The organism is Pseudomonas fungipugnans (assembly GCF_029955235.1).
Taxonomy (GTDB): domain Bacteria; phylum Pseudomonadota; class Gammaproteobacteria; order Pseudomonadales; family Pseudomonadaceae; genus Aquipseudomonas; species Aquipseudomonas fungipugnans.
In genome coordinates this window covers 811548-827629 of sequence record NZ_JARBWL010000002.1, presented here as the reverse complement: position 1 = coordinate 827629, position 16082 = coordinate 811548, and the positions used below count along the sequence as shown (strand labels likewise).

At 58.6% G+C, this 16082-nt stretch carries 15 protein-coding genes; 2 read left to right on the top strand and 13 right to left on the bottom strand.

Annotated features, from left to right (window positions below):
* Window positions 1–14 precede the first annotated feature (14 nt).
* From cysC to POF45_RS18645, 4 genes are all read right to left on the bottom strand, one after another.
* On the bottom strand, window positions 15–626 hold the full coding sequence (cysC, locus tag POF45_RS18660; RefSeq protein WP_282316372.1) for an adenylyl-sulfate kinase: 612 nt from the start codon (window positions 624–626) through the stop codon (window positions 15–17).
* Complete coding sequence (locus POF45_RS18655) at window positions 619–1323, bottom strand: sulfotransferase family 2 domain-containing protein (RefSeq protein ID WP_282316371.1); 705 nt, start codon at window positions 1321–1323, stop codon at window positions 619–621. The genes cysC and POF45_RS18655 overlap by 8 nt, the downstream gene beginning before the upstream one ends.
* A 282-nt stretch (window positions 1324–1605) precedes the next feature.
* A complete protein-coding gene (gene msbA, locus POF45_RS18650; RefSeq protein ID WP_282316370.1) occupies window positions 1606–3408 on the bottom strand; it encodes a lipid A export permease/ATP-binding protein MsbA in 1803 nt (600 codons plus the stop codon).
* Between the two features lie 101 nt (window positions 3409–3509).
* Window positions 3510–3773, bottom strand: coding sequence for a hypothetical protein (locus tag POF45_RS18645; protein ID WP_259498691.1), 264 nt, complete (start codon window positions 3771–3773; stop codon window positions 3510–3512).
* On the opposite strand from POF45_RS18645, the gene POF45_RS18640 reads away from it, so the two are divergent.
* On the top strand, window positions 3762–5429 hold the full coding sequence (locus POF45_RS18640) for a bifunctional O-antigen ligase/aminoglycoside phosphotransferase family protein (RefSeq protein WP_282316369.1): 1668 nt from the start codon (window positions 3762–3764) through the stop codon (window positions 5427–5429). The two genes, POF45_RS18645 and POF45_RS18640, sit on opposite strands and share 12 nt — an antisense overlap.
* Window positions 5429–6652, top strand: coding sequence for an acyltransferase family protein (locus tag POF45_RS18635; protein ID WP_259498687.1), 1224 nt, complete (start codon window positions 5429–5431; stop codon window positions 6650–6652). Before POF45_RS18640 ends, POF45_RS18635 begins: the two co-directional genes overlap by 1 nt.
* Before the next feature lie 4 nt (window positions 6653–6656).
* On the opposite strand, the gene POF45_RS18630 is transcribed toward POF45_RS18635, so the two are convergent.
* The 9 genes from POF45_RS18630 to POF45_RS18590 all read right to left on the bottom strand — a co-directional run bounded on the left by POF45_RS18630 (window position 6657) and on the right by POF45_RS18590 (window position 15961).
* Window positions 6657–7280, bottom strand: coding sequence for a CatB-related O-acetyltransferase (locus POF45_RS18630; RefSeq protein WP_259498685.1), 624 nt, complete (start codon window positions 7278–7280; stop codon window positions 6657–6659).
* Window positions 7281–7283: 3 nt separating this feature from the next.
* On the bottom strand, window positions 7284–8168 hold the full coding sequence (locus POF45_RS18625; protein ID WP_259498683.1) for a glycosyltransferase: 885 nt from the start codon (window positions 8166–8168) through the stop codon (window positions 7284–7286).
* The gene (locus POF45_RS18620) at window positions 8165–9319 is read right to left on the bottom strand and encodes a glycosyltransferase family 4 protein (RefSeq protein WP_282316368.1); all 1155 of its coding nucleotides are present in this window, start codon (window positions 9317–9319) and stop codon (window positions 8165–8167) included. Before POF45_RS18620 ends, POF45_RS18625 begins: the two co-directional genes overlap by 4 nt.
* A complete protein-coding gene (locus POF45_RS18615) occupies window positions 9316–10758 on the bottom strand; it encodes a PIG-L family deacetylase (protein ID WP_282316367.1) in 1443 nt (480 codons plus the stop codon). The genes POF45_RS18620 and POF45_RS18615 overlap by 4 nt, the downstream gene beginning before the upstream one ends.
* Before the next feature lie 8 nt (window positions 10759–10766).
* Window positions 10767–11663, bottom strand: coding sequence for an antimicrobial resistance protein Mig-14 (locus POF45_RS18610; RefSeq protein ID WP_282316366.1), 897 nt, complete (start codon window positions 11661–11663; stop codon window positions 10767–10769).
* Window positions 11663–12793 carry a glycosyltransferase gene (locus POF45_RS18605; protein ID WP_282316365.1) on the bottom strand — a complete coding sequence of 377 codons (1131 nt, stop codon included), beginning with the start codon at window positions 12791–12793 and terminating at the stop codon, window positions 11663–11665. The genes POF45_RS18610 and POF45_RS18605 overlap by 1 nt, the downstream gene beginning before the upstream one ends.
* On the bottom strand, window positions 12777–14534 hold the full coding sequence (locus POF45_RS18600; protein ID WP_259498673.1) for a carbamoyltransferase family protein: 1758 nt from the start codon (window positions 14532–14534) through the stop codon (window positions 12777–12779). The genes POF45_RS18605 and POF45_RS18600 overlap by 17 nt, the downstream gene beginning before the upstream one ends.
* A gap of 207 nt (window positions 14535–14741) precedes the next feature.
* Window positions 14742–15620 carry a DUF3800 domain-containing protein gene (locus POF45_RS18595; RefSeq protein ID WP_282316364.1) on the bottom strand — a complete coding sequence of 293 codons (879 nt, stop codon included), beginning with the start codon at window positions 15618–15620 and terminating at the stop codon, window positions 14742–14744.
* Between the two features lie 8 nt (window positions 15621–15628).
* The gene (locus tag POF45_RS18590; RefSeq protein WP_259498669.1) at window positions 15629–15961 is read right to left on the bottom strand and encodes a YceK/YidQ family lipoprotein; all 333 of its coding nucleotides are present in this window, start codon (window positions 15959–15961) and stop codon (window positions 15629–15631) included.
* Window positions 15962–16082 lie beyond the last annotated feature (121 nt).

Genomic DNA, 16082 nt, shown 5'->3' with positions numbered 1-16082 from the left:
ACGGGTTTTTCTGCTCATTTATTGAGCAGGAAAGCCGACAGCCGAGCACAAGCTTCGTCCAACTCAAGGTTCTGCGTGTCAATTTCGCACTCTGCCGCCAGCGGTGCCTCATATGGGCTGTCGACACCCGTGAAGTCCTTGATCCGGCCTTGCAATGCGGCCCGATACAGACCTTTGGTATCACGTTGCGCGCACACTTCGAATGAAGTGCTCACATAGGCCTCGATAAAATCGCCTTCGGCAAACAACCGGCGAGCCGTATCCCGGTCCGCGCGAAACGGCGAAATGGCCGCCACAATGACAATCAACCCGGCATCGACCATCAAACGGGCGACTTCGGCCATGCGTCGGATATTTTCCTGACGACACTGAGCACTCATCCCAAGATCGCTGCACAAACCGGCGCGCACGTTGTCGCCATCCAGCAGGAATGTGTGCAGCCCCAGTTGATTGAGTTGCACCTCAAGGGCGTTGGCCAGCGTCGACTTGCCCGAGCCGGACAAGCCGGTCAGCCAGAGACACCGGGGGCGCTGTGACTTGAGCGCAGCCCGGGCCTCATTCGACAAAGACAAACCGTAAGGGCGTATCACCAGCTTTTGCGGAAACATCGGCAAGACTTTATTCATAACCAAGCATCTCGTAGTCACGTTGATACACCCGGCGCACCAGGCGCTGGGTCCGTACGGTGCAAAAATCACGGGCGGGTATGGGCTGACGCTGTGTCGAGCTGTTGACATGGGGCAACACGGCGGGGAGCTTCAGGTGCTCGCAGACCAGCCGGAAGTCCCGCTCCAGGTGTTCCTGATAACCGATGAAGTCCAGCGCCAGATGTCCCAGCGAATCGGTGAGGAAATCCGTTTGCGCCGCAAAGTGCAGTTGGCGGCCGATCGTCTCCGCATGCAGCCAGCGAGCCACGAAATCATCAAAGTCGCGGTAGTGGCTGACCAGTTGCTGCGCCGCCTGATCACGCCGCCCCAACTTGTTTCCTCGCAGAAAAGCGTATGCCGAATAGGCCCTTTCCAGTGGATCGCGGACAAAGGCAAATTTGTAACTGGCGGCAAATTGCTCGGGAAACTGTTCCGCGTACCAGTACAAGGGCAAATGTCCGGGACGCCAATCATCGAACAGTGCTTCGCACACACTGCTGCCGGCACATTTGGGTACGTGAATGAAAAGACAGGAAAGTTTCTGAAATGCTTCTGGAAAATGCCGATTGTCAGACATCGACTTGTTCACCACCTGACGGTCGACTACCGACAGGCGCGCAAGCAGAAAAGAACGCTGGGACTTGGGTAAAAGCTTCCAGAGTAACCGTTGCAACATTGCAATATCCGCACGAAGAGGATGGCCCCCTCGATTCAAGTCAAAGGTTCGTGCAAGAACCTTAGCAAATGCGGCGCAAAGTATTATTTGGGTTTGGTCAAGACGCGTAAAGATTTGGATACAAATGCCGGGCGCGTTGCACGCCTGGCCAGTAGCAGGAAAAACAGTGGGAGCGGGGCTGCTCGCGAAGGCGGCAAGTCAGTCCGCATTTATGCAGACTGCCCCCTCTTCGCGAGCAGGCTCGCTCCCACATTGACTGCGTTTAACTGAGCAGCATTCAGGTCAAGCGATATCCGCAGTCGGCGAATCCAGCCCCATGGCGTTCAGGCGGGCGTAGTAGCCGTTCTGTGCCAGCAGGTCGGCATGGGTGCCGCGCTCGACGATACGGCCCTGATCCATGACCAGAATCAGATCAGCCTTTTCGATGGTCGACAGACGGTGAGCGATCACCAGCGTCGTGCGACCTTTCATGACCTGATCCAGCGCGGCTTGAATGTGCCGCTCCGATTCGGTGTCGAGGGCTGAAGTGGCCTCGTCGAGAATCAGCACCGGCGCGTTCTTGAGCAACGCCCGGGCGATTGCCAGACGCTGACGCTGGCCACCGGACAACAGCACACCGTTCTCGCCGACCTGAGTGTCCAGGCCCAAAGGCAACTGTGCGATGAAGTCCATGGCGTAGGCATCTTTCGCCGCTTTCTCGACATCTTCACGAGGCGCATCGGCCAGATCGCCATAAGCGATGTTGTTGGCCACGGTGTCGCTGAACAGCGTCACATGCTGGGTCACCTGGGCAATATGCTTGCGCAGATTCAGCAGCTTGTACTGCTCTACTTCAATGCCATCGATCAGGATTTCGCCCTTGTCGTGGTGATAGAAGCGTGGAATCAGGTTGGCCAGAGTCGATTTGCCACTGCCCGAACGGCCGACCAGCGCCACCATCTGCCCCGGCTCAACCGAGAAACTGATGTCGTTGAGGACCTGACGCTCGGTATCGGGGTAGGTGAAGCTCAGGTTACGTACGTCCAGACGGCCGCTGACGACATCGCGTTCGATGGTGCCTGTGTCGACTTCAGGCTCGACGTCCAGTTGCTCGAAAATGCTCTCGGCACCGGCCACGCCTTTCTGGATGGTCGAGCTGACTTCGGACAACTGGCGAATCGGCTTGGGCAGCAGGCCGGCCAGGGTAATGTAGGCGATCATGTCACCGGCCGAGGCATCGCCGCGCAGGTACAGCACCAGGAACATCAATATCGCCATGGCGGTATAGATGACCAGCTGCAACAGCGGCGTATAGATGGCGCCGGTACGGGTCATACGCAGTTGCTTGTCGGTGTTGCCCTGGCTGGCTTGAAGAAACCGTTTTTCTTCGTAGACTTCGCCACCGAAGCTGCGCACCACGCGATAGCCCTGGATGGTTTCCGATGCCACGTGGGTCACATCACCCATGGCGGCCTGGATTTTCTTGCTCTGCTTGCGGAATTTCTTGCTCGCGGTGCGCACCATGACGGCGATCAGCGGCAGGATGGCGACCATGACCAGCGTCAGCTTCCAGTTCATGAACATCAACGAGGCGAACAGGAAGATCACTGTCATGCCTTCACGGATAACGACCTTGATCGCATCTGTGGCCGCCCCGGTGACCATGGTCACGTTGAAGGTGATGCGTGAAATCAGGTGACCCGAGTTATGCTTGTCGAAATACCGGTTGGGCAGCACCAGCAGGTTGTTGAACAGCTGCACCCGCAGGTCGTGAACCAGCCCCAGCGAAACCTTGGCCAGGAAGTAGTTGCCCAGGTAGGAACCGAGGCCCTGCCATGCCGCGATCAGGATGATCAGCAGTGGCACCGCCTGCAACAGTTGCAGGTCACGCAGGTACGGTACCGTCGGGAACAGCACCGCCTCCGGATTGGACAGGCCATCAACGAAGTACTTGAGGATGTAGCCGAGCATTGGCTGTGTCGAAGCGAAAATCAGAAAGCCGACGATGCTGATCAGAAACAGACTGATGTACGGTCGAACATAACCGAGCAGACGGAAGTAGATTTTCAAGCTCGAGGGGCTTGCGGAGAGACTGGAGTCGGTCATATCACGCGCATGTCGATAAAAAGGACGCTGACTTTAGCACAGCTTCTTCAGGGTTCTGGCAATCGCATAAAGGCTGTTATTGTTACGCCCCACAATCAGCATCAAATAGCCATCGTCGAAAATGGCCGAACAACTTCAGGATTGAATCTCACAGCATGCAACTCAGCGCGTTGAACAGCACCTCCAATCGAGTCTTCGATTTCATTTGCCTGTGGATCCTCCCACTTGGCTATCTCTTGCTTCTGTGCGCGCTGTTTTTTCTGCCGGGCCGCAGCCTTCATCACAAACTTTTTTACGGTCTGTTCAGCATCCCCGCACTGATAGCACTTTGTTTGCGCCCACGAGAATTCAAGGTGCTGTTGCACGAGCCGGTGTTCATCGCGCTGTTGCTGTTTGCCGCCTGGGCCATGCTGAGCCTGTGCTGGGGCCCGCCGGATGATGAAAGCGCACTCAGCCAGTTCAAGCCCCCACTGCATATCATGCTTTTATTCGCCGGTTGCTACCTGCTGGTGCGCTACCGCAGTGAGATCATCCAGCCCCTGCTGTTCAGCGCGGCAGTCGTCGGCCTGATCGCCTCGATCTACAACCTGTACATGTTCAGCCGCCTCTATGAGCCAGGCATGCGCCTGATTGGTGGAGGCGCATTCGACAACCCGCTGCTCAGTTCCCACGTCTTCGGATTCTTCTGCGCCTACTGGCTGAGCCTGAGCATGACCTGCAAGCATCGCGCAATGCTTTGGCTCAGCTTGCCAGCGATGGCCGTCATGTTCGCCGCCATCATCGCCACCGGCTCCAGAACGCCTCTGGTGGCTTTGACCATGGCAGCGTTGTGGCTGGGTTTCATCTGCTGGAACCGTCGCTCAATCATTCTGCTCGGCGTCCTGTTAATCGGCGGGGCGACCATCGGTGTGTTGTTTTCACAGATGATCATCGGACGCGGTGATTCCTACCGCTTCGAGATCTGGCAGATTGTCCTGCATAAAATTGCCGAGCACCCCTGGATCGGCCATGGTTTCAACGCCAGCTTGTCGGTGGATCCCGGTGCCGGTTTCACGCTAGAGGAACCTCATAGTTTCGCCTTGGGCGTGCTCTATTACGTCGGGATTTTCGGCCTGATCCCCTGGCTGTTTTTTCAAGCCTGGAGCCTGCTGAGCAGTTGGCGCAATCGTGTGCAACCGCTGTTCATCGTTGCATCGACCTGGCTGGTATTTGGCATTGGCGCGGGCCTGACCGAAGGCGGGGGAATTCTCTCGCGGCCCAAGGAGCACTGGTTCCTGCTATGGATTCCGCTGGCGCTGATCGCCGCACTGAGCATCAATCAGCGCGCCAGACGTTTGCTGACCATCCCGGTCATCCCCCTGACGCCGACGGCCTTTGAGCAAATGACGGCAAATGCCCGCGTGATCGAAGAGGATGGCCTGGGGCCCAAGGTCCTCCGGCTGACCGATGGCAGCTTTCTCAAACTGTTCCGTCGCCGCCGCTGTTACACCTCAGGCAGCTTCAATCCGTACTCTGAACGCTTTGCCGTCAATAGCGAGCAATTGCGCGACATGGGTATCCCGACACCGCAGACCCTGAACCTGTATCGCCTCAAAAACGGCAGCAGTGCGGTGCATTATTGTCCTTTGCCGGGCAACACGTTGCGTCAGGTGCTGCAAGGCATAACCGCCCCGGCGGTGCGCCAGGCCCTGGTAGAGCGTTTCGGCAAGTTCATGGCGCAGTTGCATGAGCGCGGCGTGTATTTCCGCTCCCTGCACCTGGGCAACGTACTGGTACTGGAAGATGGCGAGTTCGGCTTGATCGACCTGGCCGACTTGCGTATTTACCCATCGCCGCTGACCCTGTCCCTGCGTCAACGCAACTTGCGTCACATGCAACGCTATACCGAGGACCGGCGCTGGTTGTTCGAAGAGCATTTCGAAGCGCTGCTTCAGGGCTATGGGGTCATAGCGTCGAAATCCGCCGTCGATAACCTGCACAGGCAAGTGCTGGCCGCCAGCCTCATGGCCCAGGCGCATTAATGATAGAAACCAATCTCTTCATAGCGCCAGCCGCTTATCTGCTGGCCATCATCACGTCGGCATTGCTGTTGCGTGCGGTTCCGAAAATCGCCCGGCACCTCCAGCATTCCGGCGAAAGCCGTTTTGCCAGCATCGATGGCCTGCGTGGCTACCTGGCGTTTGGCGTATTCGTACACCACTCGATCATCACCTGGATCTTCCTGCGAACCGGCGTTATCGACTTCCCACCGAGCAATTTTTACTCACAACTCGGTCAAGGCAGCGTTGCGCTGTTTTTCATGATCACCGGTTTTCTGTTCTGGAGCCGACTGCTCAGCCAGGGCCGTGGACACGATTGGCTGGCTTTCGCGGTATCGCGGCTGTTTCGCCTCTACCCACTGTATTTGCCGCTGATGGTGCTGGTGTTTGTTTCGGTATTCCATCTGCAGGGCTGGGAGTTGAAAGAGTCGGGGTGGCGGTTGCTCAGCCAGATTTTTGGCTGGCTGACCTTCGACCGACCTGACGTCAATCAGTATCACCGTACTGGCATGCTGATCGCCAACGTCACCTGGACCCTCACTTATGAGGTGTTCTTCTATCTGGCCCTGCCACTGGCAGCCATGGTGTTCATCTATCGCGGCAACTGGCTGCAAGTGCTGCTGTGCCTGATTGGCATCTATGCCTTGTACCAGATCATCGGCTGGGAACATTCGCTAAAAAAGCACTTCCTGGCCAGCTTCCTTGGGGGCATCGGGGCCGCATACTGGGTTCGTCGACCGCAGCTGGTGACTTGGGCTCAAACACGCCTGGCCACAATTGTCGCGCTGGCGGCCCTGACGATTACGTTTACCGCTTTCAGCCGGGCATTCAGCCTGATACCGCTGTTGCTGCTGTCGCTGTTTTTTGTGATCGTCGCTTCGGGGAATACGCTGTTTGGCGCTCTGAAGCCACGCAGTATTCGCTGGCTGGGTGAAATCAGCTACAGCACCTACCTGCTGCACGGTTTCGTCATCTGGATGCTGGTGCAACGGCTACCGCCGGTATTGCACCTCGACGGTCGCGATCCATGGACCTTCCTGCCCTTGATGGCTGTGTGCGCCTGCCTGCTGATCCTTATTAGCAGCGTGACATTCCTGTACATCGAGAAGCCGGGCATGACGGCCGGCAAGCGGGTCTTGCAGTGGCTGCGCCAAAAAGGCAAGGATCAGAAAACCCTGGCAGAGAAAGCCTCTCACCAAGGTTGAACGATCACCTGGACTGCCGCTGGCGGGCATAGGCGAGAAAGCCTTCGATGTCATCGCTGCACAATTTGTCGCCAAGGCCATGCAGTTCAGCTTCGGGCCACTCCCACCAGGCACTCTGCAGGAGCAGCAAACGCTGCTCCTCAGGGAAGCGCCAACGCAGGAAGCGAGCCGGGTTGCCGCCGACGACGGCATAAGGCTCGACATCGCGAGTCACCAGCGCACCCGCCGCGACGATAGCCCCATCCCCGACAGTGACGCCCGAGAGCACAGTGCTGTTGGAACATAGCCACACATCGTTGCCAATGGTCACATCGCCATGGGTTCCACTGTAGCCACTGATATGCGAAGCCTGGGCAATCATCGCCGGGAACGGAAAAGTGGTGACCCAGTCGGCACGATGGTGGCCACCGAGAAAAATCTGTACGCCTTCGGCAATCGAACAATACGCCCCGATGCTCAGGGTCGAGCCTTCTTTCCAGTCATGAACCAGCGGTAAGCCATAGCTGCCACGACCAAACGCGTACTCGGGATACAGCAGCCGGAAACGGGCTGCCCCCCGCTCTATTTTCGGCAACTTGCGAATGGCTCGCTTCGCACGTTTTTCCCGATACCGCTGAATCCAGCCCATGTTTCAGTCTTTTTCCAGTGGAGAAAAAAGCAGCCGCCCCAATCCACGCCAGGTCTTCTTGTTCCAGGCCTTGAACGGGATCTGTGCCAGCAGTTCACGCGCCAGCTTGCGGTCGCGATTGGCTGTTTTGAGGAACATCGAGTTCAACGACTTGTAGCGCACCTCGTCGTACAGCGGATGATCGCTGAACAAGGCGTAGGTGCGCAGAATGTTGTCGATCATGAAGCGGTGGTTCTTGTAGGAGTTGGTCGCATGCTTGCGATAGCGCGCCATCACCACGTTCAGCCCGTCGATAAAGTAACCGGCATGGGTCACTTTCAGTTCGATCAGCAAGTCCTCCAGACGAATGTTCGGGTCGAACCCGCCCACCTTGTCCAGCGCCTCGCGGCGAATCATCAGGGTCGGCGCCGGCGGATAAGGCTTGCGCTCAAGAAACATGTCATCGAAGTCCAGGCGACGGAACGGCACGTCCCGACGCTGGCGTTTCTCCGGATAGAGATTGCCGTCGGCGTCGATCAGTTCGATGTTGCCGGCGCAAATGCCGACCTCGGGCTTGCCGTCCATGTACGCGACCTGAGTCGCAATGCGCTCCGGCAACATGATGTCGTCGGAACCGAACGGCACGATCAGGCTGCCCTTGGCACGGGCAATTGCCCCGTTGAGGGTGTTGGTCAGCCCCTGGTTCTGCTGAACCCGGAAGTCGAAACCGTGCTCGGCTTGCAAGGCGTTGATCCGCTCGACGCTGTCGTCTTTGGAGCCGTCATCAACCACCAGCAACTCAATGTGCTGATACGTCTGATTGAGTACGCTGAGAATGCTTTGCTCAATATAGGGGCCGTGGTTGTACGACGCGATGATGACTGTGACTGTGGGTTGCGCGTCGCTCATGGCTGTTCCTTGCGGGCCTGTTCCAGGCCGGATTCGATCAGGTTCAGGTATTCCTGACGGAACACCTCGATGTCGTGCTGTTCCTGCAAATAGCGGAAGGCCTGCTCACCCTTGGCCTTGAGTTCGTCATCCGACAGTCCAAGGTAGGCGTCCAGCGCCGCTTGCAAGGTCGACACATCCTTGGGTGTAACCGCCAGACCACCGGCCCCGACAATCAGCGGCAGCATGGCCGGCACGTTCGAGGCAATCACCGGCAAATGCCCGCTCATGCCTTCGAGCAACGCCAGGCCAAGGCCTTCGGCCAGGGACGGCATGGTCCAGATGTCGAAAGCGCGGATGTACTGCAAGGCGATTTCCTTGAAGCCCAGCAAATGCGCACGGCCGCTCAGGCCCAAGCGGTCGATTTCAGCGGCCAGGCGCGATTCTTCGCGCCCGGCGCCAATGATCGCCAGTTGCGTGTTCGGGTACTTGTCCTTGAGCGCGGCAAACGCCTGCAGCAAGTAGATATGGCCCTTGACCGGCACCAACCGGCCCAGTGCGCCGATCAACCGTACCGACGGATCGATGCCGAGCATTTCCCGGGCCTTCTCGCGACTGTGCTGCAAGCCTTCGGCCTGCTCGATGTCGATGGCATTGGTGATGGCATAGGTGTTCTGGTCGGTGAAGCCGCAATCACAGTCCAGCAAATACTGTTTGACCGCCGGCGACACGCCGACAAAACGCCAGTGGCGATCAATCAGGCGCTGGGTCTGGCGGCGCCGGTAGAACCGGTCGTACTCGCCAAAGCCGTGGGAGATACCGATGCACAGTGGCACCTTCAGCCAGCGGTTGAGCGTCAGCATCATGTTCACCGGTTTGAAACGGTTACAGATCACTACGTCGAATTTCTCGGCGCGGCAAAACTTGTAGAGCTGCCACATGGCTCGCAGGCGCATCCCCTTGAGGGACTTGTCGGAGAACTCGAAATACACCGAACGATCAGCACGGCTGACCGCCTCGCCCGGCCCCGGCTTGCCGCGCAGAAACGCGGCAGTCACTTCATAGCGATCACCGGGCAGCGCCTTGACGATCTGCTCGGCAAGGTCGGCGAAATCGTGGGCTTTGACGTTGTAGTCAGGCTGTAGCTGCAAGACCTTGGACCGCTGACTCATAACTCTCCCCGCTGAGAAACATTGCCTGGTGTGTGCTTGAGGATCCACAAAAGTTCGTGGCGCCGGACGGCCTTGCGAAAGAACTCGTTCTCGCCATAAGCGGGCGATTTGCGGCCGGCCAGCAGTCGCTGGATCACCCGACGCAGGCGCCGCTTGAACGGCATGGGCGGTTGCAGGTCATGCATCATGCCCAACGCCATGGCTTTGTCACGCTGCAGCTCTACCGACATCGGCAGGCAGCAGGGTTGCATCGCCAGCGATGCGTCGAAGGCCGGCGGCAGGGCAATGCCATTTCCGGCGTCGCCCATCGGCCAGCGGTCGTTGTCATGCAAATGGTTGGCATAGCCCAGCAGCGTGGTCGGCTGCCAGTCCAGGCCTTGCAAGGCTTCGAGGACCGCTGCCTGGGCGCAGACATGGTCGGGGTGCGGGTCAAGGGTTGGGTGCGGCAGCACGATCACGTCGGGACGCGCCCGCAGCAGCAGTTCACGCAGGTCCGCCAGCAGGTTGTTCCAGCTCGGCGCACCGTCGGCGTCGCCGGGCAGCGCAAACGGGTTCAACTGGCGGAACAGGCGGGTGTCATTCAGCTCGGCTTCGCGCGAGCCCATTGGTTGCGCCGGCGCCGCCTGCATGGCTGCCAGTTGCAAACAGAAATAACCGAGCTGCACGCAATGCGCTTCAGGCACACCGGCCCAGCGCGGCACGGCAATACTGTCCCATGCGCGCAGACGGCCCTTGAGGCGTGCGGCCTCGACCTTGCTCAGGCCTAGCTGTTGATAGTGTTCGGCTTCGATTTCACCGGCAGTCAGGGTGACGATCCACGCTTCATCCGCCTGGCTGTACAGACCGTAGGCCGCCAGCTCTGCGTCATCGGCGTGCGGCGCGATCACCATGACCCGTTGACGGTGATAATCCGGCTGCTCGAACGCCCACAACACCGGCTCACCAAACACGCGGCAGAAACGCCCGCGCAAACGCAGCAAGCCTTGAGACAGAACGTGCGCCTGCCCCGTCAGGTTCAGGTAACGCAGGCCGTTGACCCCACGCTCGAACGTTTGCCGGTCCGGATGATTGCCACCCGCCAGTTCTACTACCGGGTCGAAGAAACGTCCCAGCCAGGTGCTTTTGACCCGCAGTGCCAACACCAGCGTGGCGTCATCCACCAGCATCACGCCGTCGTCCAGCCGCAGGTGCTCGCCATTCAGGCGGACCTTGGGCTGCTGGGTATACGGCGGGAAGCTGTACTGGTAATCGTCTGTGGGCGAATAAAACAGGTGATCGGCAAACCACGCTTCGTGGGCGATCCAGCCCAGCACCGCGAACAGCAGCGGCAACCACCACGCCACCAGCACGCCGACGGCAATCAGCAGTGCCAGAGCGATCAGCAGACCGATGCGTTTGTTGCGCCGATGACGCTTGAGCAGTTGCTGTTTGCGACTCATGGGTTGGCTCACACGGTGAAGACCGGCACAGGATTGCACCAACGGTCCTTGTATTCACGATCGGCCCGACCGAACGAAAACCGCAGGGGTTTGTTCAGGGCACGGGCGTGTTCCCAGGCGCTTTGCGTGTTGAGAAAACTCAGCACGCTGCCGGGGCTGAATTCACGGGTTTCGGGGTCGACGCCACCGTTGATGTACTCGACGCTGATCCATTCCAGCGCCTCGACGCGATACACCAGTTGAATGGCGATGGGCGCATCGTTGAGGAAAATCACCGAACCGATCAGCAACTCGCGCAGCAGCTCGATCACCTCGCCCATGCGTGCGGCGCCGGTAGCCGGGAAGCCCCAGCGGCGCTGGAACAGATCGCAGTAGATCGCCGCCAGTTCCGTGCTGGAAAACTCCGAGACCGGTCGCACCACCCCGCCCGCCTCTTCCAGCAGACGCAATTCGCGGCGCTGGTTGTAGCGAAACTTCTTCGACAGTTCTTCAGGCGTACGGGCCATGGCCAACTGTTCGGTCTGTAGCTTGATGCCGGTGAAGCGGCCTTCGTTGAGCGCCGACAGATAGCGCCCACGATGACGCAACGGCGCCTGCGCATCCGCAGCAGCCGGCAGGATCAGCTCGGCATTGCCAAGGTCGAACAGGCCTTTTTTTCCGCTGCGTTTGAGTACGTCCTTGGACAGGGCCAGATCGCGGCCCCAGGTCGGAATGGCGGCTTTGACGTCGCCGTCCTGTTCCCAGGCCAGGTAGCGTACCGGGATGCCGGCCAACTGCGCCAGACGCTCGACCACCAACGGGTGCGTCGCGACGCTGCCGCCAAAACGCTGCCAGGCCTGTGCATAAGTCGAGGCGTCAACCACCGCCCAGCCACGTTCGCGCCAGCCTTGAAATCGGTTGAGCATCAGGCCCTCGACGCCAGATCGGTAACTTGTGGCAAATGCCAGAAAGCCTCGCGCACCGCGCGGTCGGAGAAGCGTTCACGCAAGCGATCGTGCATCAGCTCGGCGCATTGACGGCGCTGCTGATCGTCCATTGCAGCCAGATGTTGCAGGCCTTGCGCCAGGCGTTCAGCGTCCCCCAGCGGGAACAGAATGCCGATGCCTTCGACCACTTCCTTCGCCCCGCCACAGGCCGTGGCCAGCAACGGCACGCCAGCGGCCATGGCCTCCAGCAGCACCATGCCGAACGGTTCGTGATCGGAACTCAGGGCAAATACGTCAAAGGCGCGGAAGTAATTGCGCGCATCCGGCACCTGGCCGAGGAACAGCACACGATCACCAATCCCCAGCTCGCGGGCCAGGGACTTGAGGTCCTGTTCCAACCGACCGCTGCCCAGAATCACCAGTTGGCTCTGGGGCGGCAAGCCCGGCAGCGCGGCGGCAAAACCATGCAGCAACGTGGCCTGGTCCTTGTCCGGGTGCAAACGCCCGACGTTGCCGACAACCCAGGCATCTTCCGACAGGCCGAGGGTTTCCCGAGCTTCACGCGGCGACACCTGACGCGCCTGCAAGGCTTGCACGTCGATACGGTTGTAGAGCGTTTGAATGCGAGCGGCCGGCCATTTCGGCAGGCAGCGGTGCATATCGTCACGCACCGCATCGGATACCCCGAGCAGGCTCAGGCGCTTGCGGAAAATATTCGCAAACAGTTTGCGCGTGCCGCGTTTGTAATCGCCAAACGCGTGATGCACGCCAATCACCGGCAACGAGGTGCCGAGCAAGGCGATATAAATCGGTTTGAAACGGTGAGCAATGCAGAAGCTGAAATTGCGCGAAGCGGCGATCTTGCGCAGATCGCCGATGGCGCCCAGCTTCAGGCCACGAATGGCCTTGGAGCTGTATTCCATGAACAGCACTTCATCGCAAGCGCAGCTCGCGGCGACTTCGGCATCGGCGGCCCCGGTCAGAAAGACCGTGGTCACCCGATAACCGCTCCCCGCGAACAGGCTGGCGTACTGCCGTGCGCAGTCGAGGAACGGCCCGTCATAGCCGTGACAGAACTGCAGCACATGGCGTTCAGCCGAGCGTGTCATAAGCGTTCGCACCTTCTTTGACCACTAGAATGTCTTCCATGATCAGGTATTGCAGGTCCGAACCGAAGAACATGTTCAGGGCGTCGGTCGGCGAGCAAATCATCGGCTCGCCACGACGGTTGAGCGAGGTGTTCAGCGACACGCCGTTGCCAGTCAGCACTTCCAGCGCCTTCATCATGTCGTAGTAGCGCGGGTTGTATTCACGCTTGAGCACCTGGGCCCGGGACGTACCGTCTTCGTGGACGACTTCCGGCACGCGAGTCTTCCACTCTTCAGCCACTTCGAAGGTGAAGGTCATGAATGGCGCCGGGTGATCGATCTTGATCATCTGTGGCGCCACGGTGTCGAGCATCGACGGGCAGAAAGGCCTCCAGCGCTCGCGGAACTTGATCTGGTGGTTGATGCGGTCAGCCACGCCGGTCGCACTCGGGCAACCGATGATCGAACGACCGCCCAATGCACGCGGACCGAACTCCATACGCCCCTGGAACCAGGCCACCGGGTTGCCATCTACCATGATTTTGGCGATGTTTTCCGGCATGTTGTCGAGTTTGCGCCATACCGGCTTGCTCGCATGACGAGCGCACGCCGCGATCACGTCTTCGTTGCTGTACGACGGGCCGAGGTAGACGTGTTCCATCTTCTCGACCGGCACGCCACGGGCGTGGGACACGTAGGCTGCCGCGCCGACCGCCGTACCGGCATCGCCGGAAGCAGGCTGTACGAACAGTTCCTTGACGTCGTCGCGAGCGATGATTTTCTGGTTCAGCTTGACGTTCAACGCACAGCCGCCAGCGAAGGCCAGCTTGCCGGTTTCCTTGAGCACATCGCCCAGGTAATGGTCGATCATCTGCAGCGAGATCTTTTCGAACAGTGCCTGCATGCTCGCGGCATAGTGGATGTACGGCTCGTCAGCGATGTCGCCTTCGCGTTTCGGACCCAGCCACTCGATCAGTTTCGGCGAGAAGTAGAAGCCTTTGCCCTTCTCTTTATAACGACGCAGGCCGATGACGTTGGCGTAATCGGTGTTGATCACCAGTTCGCCATTTTCGAACGAGGCCAGACGCGAGAAATCGTATTTGCTGGCATCGCCATAAGGCGCCATGCCCATGACCTTGAACTCACCGTCGAGCATCTCGAAACCGAGGAACTCGGTGATTGCGCCGTACAGGCCGCCGAGGGAGTCAGGATCGAAGAATTCCTTGATCTTGTGGATCTTGCCGTTTTCGCCATAGCCGAAGAACGTCGTGGCGTACTCGCCCTTGCCATCGATCCCCAGGATCGCGGTTTTCTCTTTGAAACCGGAGCAGTGGTAGGCACTGGAGGCGTGAGCCAGGTGATGCTCGACCGGCTCGATCTTGATTTTTTTCGGGTCGAAACCCAATTGCTCAAGGCAGAACACGATCTTGTTGCGATAGCGCTTGTAGCGACGGTTGCCCATCAGGATCGCGTCGAGTGCACGGTCCGGGGCGTACCAGTAACGCTTGGCGTAGTGCCAGCGGGCCTTGCCGAACAGGCTGATCGGGGCGAACGGAATCGCCACTACGTCAACGTCGCAGGGCTTGATGCCTGCCTGTTCGAGGCAGAACTTCGCCGATTCGTAAGGCATGCGGTTCTTTGCATGTTTATCGCGTACGAAGCGCTCTTCTTCAGCGGCCGCGACCAGCTTGCCGTCGATGTACAGGGCGGCTGAAGGATCATGGCTAAGGGCGCCGGACAGGCCAAGAATCGTCAATGCCACAGGGGTCTAGCCTCTTTAGTCTGCATGCAGGCGCAATGCGCCTCGAAAAATTAATGTGCCCTCGCAATGGGCGAGAGACAGCTAAAGGGCGGGATTATAGCGTAAAAGCAGCGGCAAGCTCGCGCGTTGACAGTAGAAGGTGCTCAACATAGACTCCTGTACAAATGGACTGGGGGATCCCGGTCGGCGTTGCGGCCTCGGTGAGTTTCACCGGGGTTTTTCGCTTTCTGGGGTAGGGAAAATCTTCAACCCCCAGTTTTCGAAACCCTCTCCCACCCTGTCGCGGCCACCGCTGCAGTAAAACTTGCGTTTGAGTACGTCAAAAGAACGGTTTCCCTGTCCCGGCCGCAAAACGCTTATACCAATAGGTCGCGCAACCAGGTCCGCTAGCTGTAACCCCGTAGAATTCACTTGTTTGGTTGCAAAGACGATATCGAACGGCAACTGAATGCCCAATCGATTCGCGCCATCGCACAGGCGGCGAAACTCCAACTCGAGTTCGTTATCCTCCCTTTTCCCTCGACGCTCGAAAATCACATGAGTCAGCGCACTCTGTTGATTCTTCTCCTGAAGAAACTCATAAAGCGTTTCAAGGCAAAAGCCGAGGGCGACGTGATAGGGATTGTGCACAGGTCCTTGCTTTTCTCGAAGAGCGGATTTGCCGATCACACAGCTGATCAGGACGAAGTTGCTTGCTTCGATGATGTCGGTCAGCTCATCGAGAAAGGCGTGCTTATGCTGCCTGGACATGAACAGGTTGGAGAATGCCCCCTTCTCCTTTCGAATCTCCAGTTCATGCAAGCCGATCAGATCGTGCCCCATATGGCGGAACTTGAACTTCTGAAGAGCAGGAATGATGTTCTCGCAATAATGCCTCTTATGAAAAACACAGAGCGCTAACACAAACACTGGATAGTTTGGATCCAGCGTTTGCATTCCATGATCCCCGCTCTCATCGACATAAATGATGAAGTTGCTGTAATTCCCCGCTGGCGGTAAGAGCGGCTTGGCCTGAGCATCTGCCGGGGCTTCATTTTCACTTTCAAACAGTAAAAACTGTTGTGAGGGCAAGATCGGGATCGACACGACTTTATTTATCCACGGCCCGTTCGCCAGTAAATGCCGATATTGCCATCCGCCGCTTGTCGATACAGCGTATAGGGCAAGCAAACCGTGTCGGCGACGCCAGACAGGGTCAAATCCAGCAAAACGAAGGGTACGAGAACGCCTGTCGGGTCCGGGGAAGCGTTCAATATGCAGAAGTCGTAGGCCAGGCCGCTGTAGACGCGGGGGATGGACTGACAGTAGGTCTTTTGCTTTCTGAGGCTACGAGCGGCGTCTTCATCGTTCTGCAAGACCGTCAGCGCGGTGCCGCAGCCGGACAACGCCAGGGAACAGGCGCCCAGGATGGCGGCGATTTTTATCATTGGGTTTGCCTTTGGAGAGCGTCAGGCAAATTAGCATCGGGGCTGGTCAGGGCACAGTTCACGGGGTCTGTGTGTTACGTAGGACAGTTCTCAATAACTTGTCCTCCCCTGTCCCTGGAGT

Excerpts from the sequence above, each read along its gene's own strand:
- cysC (WP_282316372.1), bottom strand. The coding sequence starts at position 626 with ATGAATAAAGTCTTGCCGATGTTTCCGCAAAAGCTGGTGATACGCCCT.
- POF45_RS18655 (WP_282316371.1), bottom strand. The coding sequence starts at position 1,323 with ATGTTGCAACGGTTACTCTGGAAGCTTTTACCCAAGTCCCAGCGTTCT.
- msbA (WP_282316370.1), bottom strand. The coding sequence starts at position 3,408 with ATGACCGACTCCAGTCTCTCCGCAAGCCCCTCGAGCTTGAAAATCTAC.
- POF45_RS18635 (WP_259498687.1), top strand. The coding sequence starts at position 5,429 with ATGATAGAAACCAATCTCTTCATAGCGCCAGCCGCTTATCTGCTGGCC.
- POF45_RS18630 (WP_259498685.1), bottom strand. The coding sequence starts at position 7,280 with ATGGGCTGGATTCAGCGGTATCGGGAAAAACGTGCGAAGCGAGCCATT.
- POF45_RS18625 (WP_259498683.1), bottom strand. The coding sequence starts at position 8,168 with ATGAGCGACGCGCAACCCACAGTCACAGTCATCATCGCGTCGTACAAC.
- POF45_RS18620 (WP_282316368.1), bottom strand. The coding sequence starts at position 9,319 with ATGAGTCAGCGGTCCAAGGTCTTGCAGCTACAGCCTGACTACAACGTC.
- POF45_RS18615 (WP_282316367.1), bottom strand. The coding sequence starts at position 10,758 with ATGAGTCGCAAACAGCAACTGCTCAAGCGTCATCGGCGCAACAAACGC.
- POF45_RS18610 (WP_282316366.1), bottom strand. The coding sequence starts at position 11,663 with ATGCTCAACCGATTTCAAGGCTGGCGCGAACGTGGCTGGGCGGTGGTT.
- POF45_RS18605 (WP_282316365.1), bottom strand. The coding sequence starts at position 12,793 with ATGACACGCTCGGCTGAACGCCATGTGCTGCAGTTCTGTCACGGCTAT.
- POF45_RS18590 (WP_259498669.1), bottom strand. The coding sequence starts at position 15,961 with ATGATAAAAATCGCCGCCATCCTGGGCGCCTGTTCCCTGGCGTTGTCC.